The 7,267-nt window shown below is 29.7% G+C and carries 8 protein-coding genes and 1 tRNA gene; 3 read left to right on the top strand and 6 right to left on the bottom strand.

The genetic code is table 11. From position 1 onward, the window contains the following. Positions 1-214: 214 nt before the first annotated feature. On the bottom strand, positions 215-715 hold the full coding sequence (locus NH288_RS06080; protein ID WP_265213912.1) for a QueT transporter family protein: 501 nt from the start codon (positions 713-715) through the stop codon (positions 215-217). A 268-nt stretch (positions 716-983) separates the two neighbouring features. On the opposite strand from NH288_RS06080, the gene NH288_RS06075 reads away from it, so the two are divergent. The 3 genes from NH288_RS06075 (at position 984) to NH288_RS06065 (ending at position 2,849) form a co-directional block, all read left to right on the top strand. Continuing rightward, on the top strand, positions 984-1,859 hold the full coding sequence (locus NH288_RS06075) for a C39 family peptidase (protein ID WP_265213910.1): 876 nt from the start codon (positions 984-986) through the stop codon (positions 1,857-1,859). 49 nt (positions 1,860-1,908) lie between these two features. Continuing rightward, a tRNA-Lys gene (locus NH288_RS06070) sits at positions 1,909-1,984 on the top strand. A 127-nt stretch (positions 1,985-2,111) separates the two neighbouring features. Further along, positions 2,112-2,849 (top strand): ECF transporter S component, encoded by a 738-nt coding sequence (locus NH288_RS06065; protein ID WP_265213909.1) that lies wholly within the window; start codon positions 2,112-2,114, stop codon positions 2,847-2,849. Between the two features lie 72 nt (positions 2,850-2,921). Here NH288_RS06065 and NH288_RS06060 read toward each other — a convergent pair whose 3' ends face one another. The 5 genes from NH288_RS06060 to rnr form a co-directional block, all read right to left on the bottom strand. Continuing rightward, positions 2,922-3,224 (bottom strand): DUF4298 domain-containing protein, encoded by a 303-nt coding sequence (locus NH288_RS06060; RefSeq protein WP_265213906.1) that lies wholly within the window; start codon positions 3,222-3,224, stop codon positions 2,922-2,924. After that, on the bottom strand, positions 3,214-4,143 hold the full coding sequence (locus tag NH288_RS06055) for a serine hydrolase domain-containing protein (RefSeq protein ID WP_265213904.1): 930 nt from the start codon (positions 4,141-4,143) through the stop codon (positions 3,214-3,216). The genes NH288_RS06060 and NH288_RS06055 overlap by 11 nt, the downstream gene beginning before the upstream one ends. Before the next feature lie 139 nt (positions 4,144-4,282). After that, positions 4,283-4,717 carry a GNAT family N-acetyltransferase gene (locus tag NH288_RS06050; RefSeq protein WP_106460302.1) on the bottom strand — a complete coding sequence of 145 codons (435 nt, stop codon included), beginning with the start codon at positions 4,715-4,717 and terminating at the stop codon, positions 4,283-4,285. 7 nt (positions 4,718-4,724) lie between these two features. Further along, a complete protein-coding gene (gene smpB / locus NH288_RS06045; protein ID WP_106460303.1) occupies positions 4,725-5,168 on the bottom strand; it encodes an SsrA-binding protein SmpB in 444 nt (147 codons plus the stop codon). Further along, on the bottom strand, positions 5,149-7,266 hold the full coding sequence (gene rnr, locus NH288_RS06040; RefSeq protein ID WP_265213899.1) for a ribonuclease R: 2,118 nt from the start codon (positions 7,264-7,266) through the stop codon (positions 5,149-5,151). Before rnr ends, smpB begins: the two co-directional genes overlap by 20 nt. Position 7,267: the final 1 nt, after the last annotated feature.

The following is a 7,267-nucleotide window of genomic DNA, read 5'->3' as shown; positions in this document are numbered from 1 at the left end:
TTTTTTACAAGCCTTAGTTTTATGTCATCTTGGATGTATACTTCTGTGTTAAAGTTTAATTTTAATTGAATTGTATCACCAACTAGTGTAAGATTAGTTAATGATGATGTATTACTATTTTGTTTCATAAATACATTGTATCAGAAAAAGACGAGGATGTTTAATTTCCTCGTCTTTTTCTATGTTAGGACTTTTGCAACAGCCCCTTTTAAAATTAAAAATTATTTATATATGACATGAATCCTTGGTTTTTTTCAAGAATTTTAAATATTCCTACACCAATGATTGATACCATGACAAATTCACTAAGCATAAATTGGAAAATCATTACAAGTAGGGCTTTGTTATTAGCAAGAATAAACCAGGTACCAAGTGCAGGAACGATCATTAAAAGCACTGGGAATAAGGAAGCTATAAATAAATTATTAGCTTTCTCCATTAGTTTAAATGCTACAAAAGATGCAAGAGTACCAAATATTACATCAAATGCAGCCATTGGGCTCATAAAGTTAGCAAGGGCACATCCTAAAAGTAGACCTGGGATAAATCTCTTGTTATAAAATACTAATAAAACCAAGATTTCACTAAATCTAAATTGGATAGGTCCATAAGATGCCACAGGCATAAAGATTGTAAGCACTGCATAAAGGGCCGCTACTACTGCTGATTTCACTAAAAAGTTAGTGTCAGTAAAACTAAAATATTTCTCATTCATTTTTTCATCTCCTTGATTTTTTTATAATGGGTGCCAAGAAACATTACTTGTTTATTATAACATAAAATAAGGTTTTTTCAAGAAATATAAAAAGAGATATTCACATTATAATTAATCAGTCGATATTTTTATATAAAAATCCATTATATAGAAATAAATAATAGATATGACGATATTTAAAATGTTATAAAAATAAATCTACCCTTTTACATTTAGTTTTATATTTTATCATATTGAAGACTTAATCATAATCTAGTAAAATAGAGGTATGAAAAAGCTATGTATAATACTTCTATCAGCAATTGTTTTAAGTGCATGTCATAAAGAATCAGATAGTGACTTAAAAGGATTTATTGATGAAGAAAGTGTAAAAATAATTGAAGATTTAAAATCTTTGGCAAGTAATACCTTTAATACTAAAAGTTTACTAGATTTTAAATATGAAATAAAACCAAAATTAAAATCAGATGTAAAAGAGGATATCATAAAAAATGTGGAAGCTGAGGCAAAAAAAGACAAGAAAGCAGAATGGATATATAATAATTTTTACAATCTAAATAATGTTGATGCCTATCTTACCGGAAATGATCCAGACACCATAGAATTTATTTATAATATGAACCACGATATAAAAGATTTTGAATTTTATGAAGGAGAATCTGTTAATCTTAAAAGGGAAACCCCATATTTTTTACAATGGGACAATAGATGGGCATATGATAGCCTCTACCCTACAAACATTGGTATATCAGGATGTGGTCCTACTTCTGTGGCTATGGTCTTATCTAGATTTGAAAATAAACTAATATATCCAAAAGAAGTAGCCAAAGATGCCGCTAAATTTATGAATGATGGAGGAATGGATTGGGCTTTTATAGAGCATGAGGCGAAAAAATATAATTTGAAAGTAAAAGATATCGCTCTAGATAAGAAAAAAATGATTGAGGCTTTAAAAAATGGTCCTCTTATTGTATCAGTTAAAAAAGGATACTTTACACTCTATGGTCATATTTTGGTTATAGATTCTGTTAAGGGTGATAAATTTATAATAAATGATCCAAATAGTGTCAAAAACTCAGTTATAGAGTGGGATTTCGACCAGATTTCTAATCAAATTGCAAAAATTTGGGAAATTTCAAAATAAAATTTGACAAAAGCTATAAATGGTGTTATACTATAAAGGTAGTTAGCGAGCACCATTAGCTCAGTTGGTAGAGCACCTGACTCTTAATCAGGGTGTCCAGAGTTCGAGTCTCTGATGGTGCACCAAATTTTGAGGAGTATTTACTCCTCTTTTTTTATTACCTTTATCAAATCAATAAAATTTTAAATTTCTCCTTTACAATTTTCAAAAAGACGTATAATATCATAAAATATTTATTTCCAGGAGGAATATATGAAATTTGATACAAGAAACCTAACTAGTGTTGGAATTTTAGGAGCTATTGTAATAATGCTCGGTCTTACACCGCTAGGATTTCTACCCCTAGGAGTCCTTACCGTTACAACCTTACATATACCTGTAATAATAGCTGGTATTTTGGAGGGTCCTTTGGTTGGAGGCCTGGTTGGATTAATTTTTGGTTTATTTAGTATTTTTAATGCTATTACAAGACCAGGTCCTATATCATTTGTATTTTACAATCCACTAATATCTATCATACCAAGGATTTTAATTGGTGTAGTTACAGGACTTGTTTATAGGGCTTTAAAAAATAAGGATAACTCAAAATTAAGACTCTTTATGAATGTTTTTTGGTCAGTTGTTGCCATAGTTTTAGCGGTAGTGTCTCTTAAATCTTTTGTTGGAGATGTTAAGCTTGTAAATAAGATATTCTCATTAGTATTTTTAATTCTTGCAATAGTTATGCTTTATTTATCTGTGAAGAATAAAAAAGCTAATTTTGCTATTGCTGTATCATCTTTTATGGGAACTTTGACAAATTCTGGACTTGTTTTGGGTTTGATATATCTCATCTATGCTAAATCATATGCAGAAGCTATTGGAATCAGCCCAGATTTAGCTATGAATGCTATATTCTCAGCCTTCATAACCAATGCTATTCCAGAAGCTATAGTTGCAATCTTAATAGCAAGTGCTGTTGTAACATCTTTATCAAAGAGAAGAAAGTAAGAAAATTAAAAATGCACACTCCCAAGATTTGGGAGTGTGCATTTTTAATTTGGAAAATATTATAATAAAAAGTTATTTTTGTTGGATCATCCTGTTAGCTAAGTCTAAAAATCTTAAGGCAAGATAATAATCATCCCCCATAAGGTCATATATAGCATCTTCTGTCAATATTCCTTGATTTATTGATGGGTCAATCTTGCCTTTATTTGAGTCATCAAAATCTTTTTTAAACTGCTCGCTATAATAATATTCTACCAGTTTATCAAAATCTTCCCTATCCTTATCAAGCTGATCTAGGATTTCGTTAATCTTTCCTAAGAGCTCTTTATAGTTTTCATAAGTTTGAGTGTATTTTTCAATGTGTTTATAGTCCATTTTCTTCCTCTTTCAAATTTTTAATTATTTCATCTAATTCATTCTTAATTAGATATGCCTTGTTTACATTGCTTTTATTTGTACTTATTATTATTATACCCAAATCTTTTAGAAAAATAATGTATTGTCCACCAGTTCCGCTGGCATATTTTATATTATCCTTTCCAGTCCAAAGGCTATAGCCATAATAGTCATCTGATAATAAATTTGTACTATCATAATCTTTGTTTGATTTATATAAATTTGCCTGCATCTTTTCTATCCAAGAATTTGATACTATTTTTTGGTTCCTGTAATATCCATCATTAATTATTATTTTCCCTAATTTAAGCATATCATCAGCAGATAGATATAGCTTAGTAGCTCCTGCCAAGTACTTTCCATAATAGTCCCATCTTGGAATTTTTATATCAATTTTGTTAAAGATATTTTCATCGATAAAAGTGTATAAGTCATAGCCTAGGTATTCTTGCATAGCAGCAGCTAGGACATAATAACCAGCATTGGAATACAAAAATTTTTGACCAGGATTAAAATATATGGGATATGATAAGGCATAATCAAGGAGATTATCCTTATTAAGTTCAGCTATATCTTTACTCATTAAAATTATATCCCTATAGCCCATGGTGTGGGTTAAACAATCTCTTACCCTAATTTTCTTAAGTTTTTCTATATTTTTTGTATTAAAAATTCTTATCTTATCTTTTAAAATATCATATATTAAAGTATCTTCATTAAAATTCCCATTCGATTTATCAATCAGTATCCCACAAGAAAGGCTTGTTACAAATTTTGCAATAGATCTTATATTTATAATATCATCACTAGCATCTTTATATAAAATCCCCCTTTCCATTGAATATATTATCAAAGAATCAATATTGTTTTTTTTAATATTTAGTAATTTATCAATCATATCCACCCTCAATTTTACTATACAAGTCTACCTTAAGAAATAAAGATTAGTTCATATGATAATATTAAAATGTTGTATTTTAATGATTTGTTTATATAAGAAAATTCCTCTTTTTAGATTAACTAAGAAGAGGAATTATTTATATAAACTTACTCATAATTCTTAAATTAGAAGAATTTTTAAATTCTAGGTCGCCATAAAACTTATCGTGTTTTTTATCATTTATAGAGAGTAATTCTATAAGGCTAACATTTTTATATAATAATTGTTCTTCTAATTTCTTTATAAACAATTTTCCAAGCCCATTATTTTGAAATTCTTTAAAGATAACTATTTCTTCTAGCATATATGATTTTAAGTCGTCATATTCTTTTATATATCCCATTAAAAAACCTGTATACTCATTTCCATTATTTTGTATAAGGCAAAGAGAATCGGGGGTTATGAAAACTTGCCTAATCCTCTTATAGGCTTTTTCATAAGTCCAAGATCCATCTTCATTTTCGTTATAATATTTAACATAAAGACTTGTAATTATATCCAAATCTTTTTCAGTCATACTTATATAATTCATAAGCTTACTAATAATTTTTAAGAGCTCTTTCGATTTTTCTCTTATCTTCTTTCTTCTTCAAGCTATCTCTTTTATCATATAATTTCTTACCTTTAGCAAGGCCTATTTCAAGCTTAATTAGCCCGTCACGCTCATAAACTCTAAGGGGTACTATTGTATAGCCTGTCATGGTTTTCTTGCCTATGAGCTTATTTATTTCCTTTTTATGAAGGAGTAGTTTCCTAGTTCGTGTTGGATCTATATTTTGATCTGTTGCTTGGCTATAAGGGGTAACGTGCATGCCATATACGAACATTTCCCCTTTCTTGTCGGAAATAAATGATTCTTTAATTGATACATTACCAGCCTTTATGGATTTTACTTCGCTACCTATTAGGGCCAGTCCTGCTTCGTATTTTTCTTCTATAAAATAATCATGGTAAGCCTTCTTATTATTGGCTAAAAGTTTCATCTCTTTCCTCCAAATAAAAATCTATATCTTTCTTGTATAGGTCTACATTAGTCACCATTACCCTTACTTCTTGACCTATTTGGTAATATTTTTTAGTATCGACATTAAAAGCTCTTAGGCTATCTTCTATATATTCGTATCTATCATCAGAAAACTTGTACATAAATAGACCTTCAACTGTATTTTCAAGCTCTATGAACATACCGAATTCTGTAATTGAAGATATTCTACCTGTAAATATTTCTCCAATATATTTTTTCATGTATTTACATTTATAGAAATCTTCTACTTCTCTTTCAGTTTGCTCACTTCTTCTTTCTGTTATGGAAAGGTGGTCTGCAGCATCTTCTAACCTATTTGTTAATGATATTTGATTTTTACCCATAAGTTTGTTTTCTATATAAGCCTTTAATAGTCTGTGGACTATTAGGTCAGGGTATCTCCTAATAGGGGCTGTAAAGTGGGTGTAAAAGCTCGTAGATAGTCCAAAGTGTATGTCGCTATAGTTTGCATACTTAGCTTTTTTCATGGTCCTTAGCATCAAAATATTGACAATTTGCTCTTCTTTTTTACCTTCTACTTCTTTTAGGATGTTTTGAAAGTCTTTTGGATGAAGTTCTGAGCCTCTGATATTATAGCCCATTGCATTAAGGGCCTTTTTAAATGCTTCTATTTTTTCATCAGCAGGTTTTTCGTGAATCCTGTATATAAATGGAAAATCCATGTATGCAAAAAGTGTGGCGACAGTTTCATTTGCTATAAGCATGAACTCTTCTATCATCTTATTGCCTGGACCCCTATCTAGGGCTTCTATATTTAAAACCTTGCCTGTATCTGACACATCTATTTGACTTTCTTCAAAATTAAAATCTATGGAACCTCTTTTATCTCTAGATTTTTTTAAGATTTTGTGAAGCTTATTAAAGTCCTTTAGTTTTTCTTTTAATAGATCATCATCATATACTCCATCATCACCTTCTAAGAAGTTATTTACATCATCATAAACTAGCCTCTTATCAGACTTAATATATGATTTATAAAATTCGTAATCTAAAACCTTGCCTTTAGGATCTATGGTCATCCTTGCTGTTAGTGTTAGTCTAACTTCTCCTGGATTGAGTGAGCAAATTCCATTTGATAATTTCTCTGGGAGCATTGGAATTACAATATTATAAAGGTAGGTAGAATTTCCTCTATCGTAGGCATCTTTATCAAGGGCTGTACCTTCTTTTACATAATGACTTACATCTGCTATATGCACATATAGGTCATAATTATCGTCAGATTTTTCTATTGAGATAGCATCGTCAAAATCTTTAGAATCCCTACCGTCAATTGTGACTGTGTAAAGCTCAGACAAATCTTTTCTATCCTTAAGTTCATTTTCACTAACTTGATCAGCTATATATAAGATTTCTTTTTTTGTTTGCTTTGAAAATTCTGTAGGAATTTTATTTTGCCTGATTATTGATAAGACATCAATATTTTTATCATTTTTGCTGCCGATTATTTCTGTAATTCTTCCCTCAGGGTTGTTATTTTTAGGATAGGAAATAATTTCAACAACTACCTTATCCTTATCTTTTGCACCCTTGGAATATTTTTGATCTACATATATATCATCAGAAAATCCCTTATCTGCAACAACAAAACCAAAGCCTTTGTTGGCCTGATAGGTCCCTATGATTTCCTCATTGGCTCTTTTTAAGATTTCTATAACCTGGCCTTCAGCATTCTTGTCATCTTCCTTATCTCTTAGGATTTTGATTTTTACCTTATCATTATTATGAGCACCACTTAGTTTATCTTTTGCAATATATACATCATCAAAGTCTTTATTGTCGGATATAAAAAATCCATATCCACCAGAGGCTAGTGAGATTGTACCTTTAAGATTTATTTCTTCTTCAGTTAAAGGCATTATCCTTTTTTTATTTGATATACGAATCTTATCATTTTTTTCTAGCTCGTCTACTATGTCCTTTATTCCCTTTTTAGTATACTTATCTGCTTTAAGATAGGTTTCAAGTTCTTTTAAGGTCATTGGTATATAGTCTTCATCATATACTAAATTTAGGATTAATTCTTTTATATTCATA

The sequence above is a fragment of the Anaerococcus sp. NML200537 genome, assembly GCF_026131715.1.
Taxonomy (GTDB): Bacteria; Bacillota; Clostridia; order Tissierellales; family Peptoniphilaceae; genus Anaerococcus; species Anaerococcus kampingae.
Note: the sequence above shows the minus strand (reverse complement) of the source record. Positions and strands in the feature narration are given on the sequence as shown.

Excerpts from the sequence above, each read along its gene's own strand:
- NH288_RS06080 (WP_265213912.1), bottom strand. The coding sequence starts at position 715 with ATGAATGAGAAATATTTTAGTTTTACTGACACTAACTTTTTAGTGAAA.
- NH288_RS06075 (WP_265213910.1), top strand. The coding sequence starts at position 984 with ATGAAAAAGCTATGTATAATACTTCTATCAGCAATTGTTTTAAGTGCA.
- NH288_RS06065 (WP_265213909.1), top strand. The coding sequence starts at position 2,112 with ATGAAATTTGATACAAGAAACCTAACTAGTGTTGGAATTTTAGGAGCT.
- NH288_RS06060 (WP_265213906.1), bottom strand. The coding sequence starts at position 3,224 with ATGGACTATAAACACATTGAAAAATACACTCAAACTTATGAAAACTAT.
- NH288_RS06055 (WP_265213904.1), bottom strand. The coding sequence starts at position 4,143 with ATGATTGATAAATTACTAAATATTAAAAAAAACAATATTGATTCTTTG.
- NH288_RS06050 (WP_106460302.1), bottom strand. The coding sequence starts at position 4,717 with ATGAATTATATAAGTATGACTGAAAAAGATTTGGATATAATTACAAGT.
- smpB (WP_106460303.1), bottom strand. The coding sequence starts at position 5,168 with ATGAAACTTTTAGCCAATAATAAGAAGGCTTACCATGATTATTTTATA.
- rnr (WP_265213899.1), bottom strand. The coding sequence starts at position 7,266 with ATGAATATAAAAGAATTAATCCTAAATTTAGTATATGATGAAGACTAT.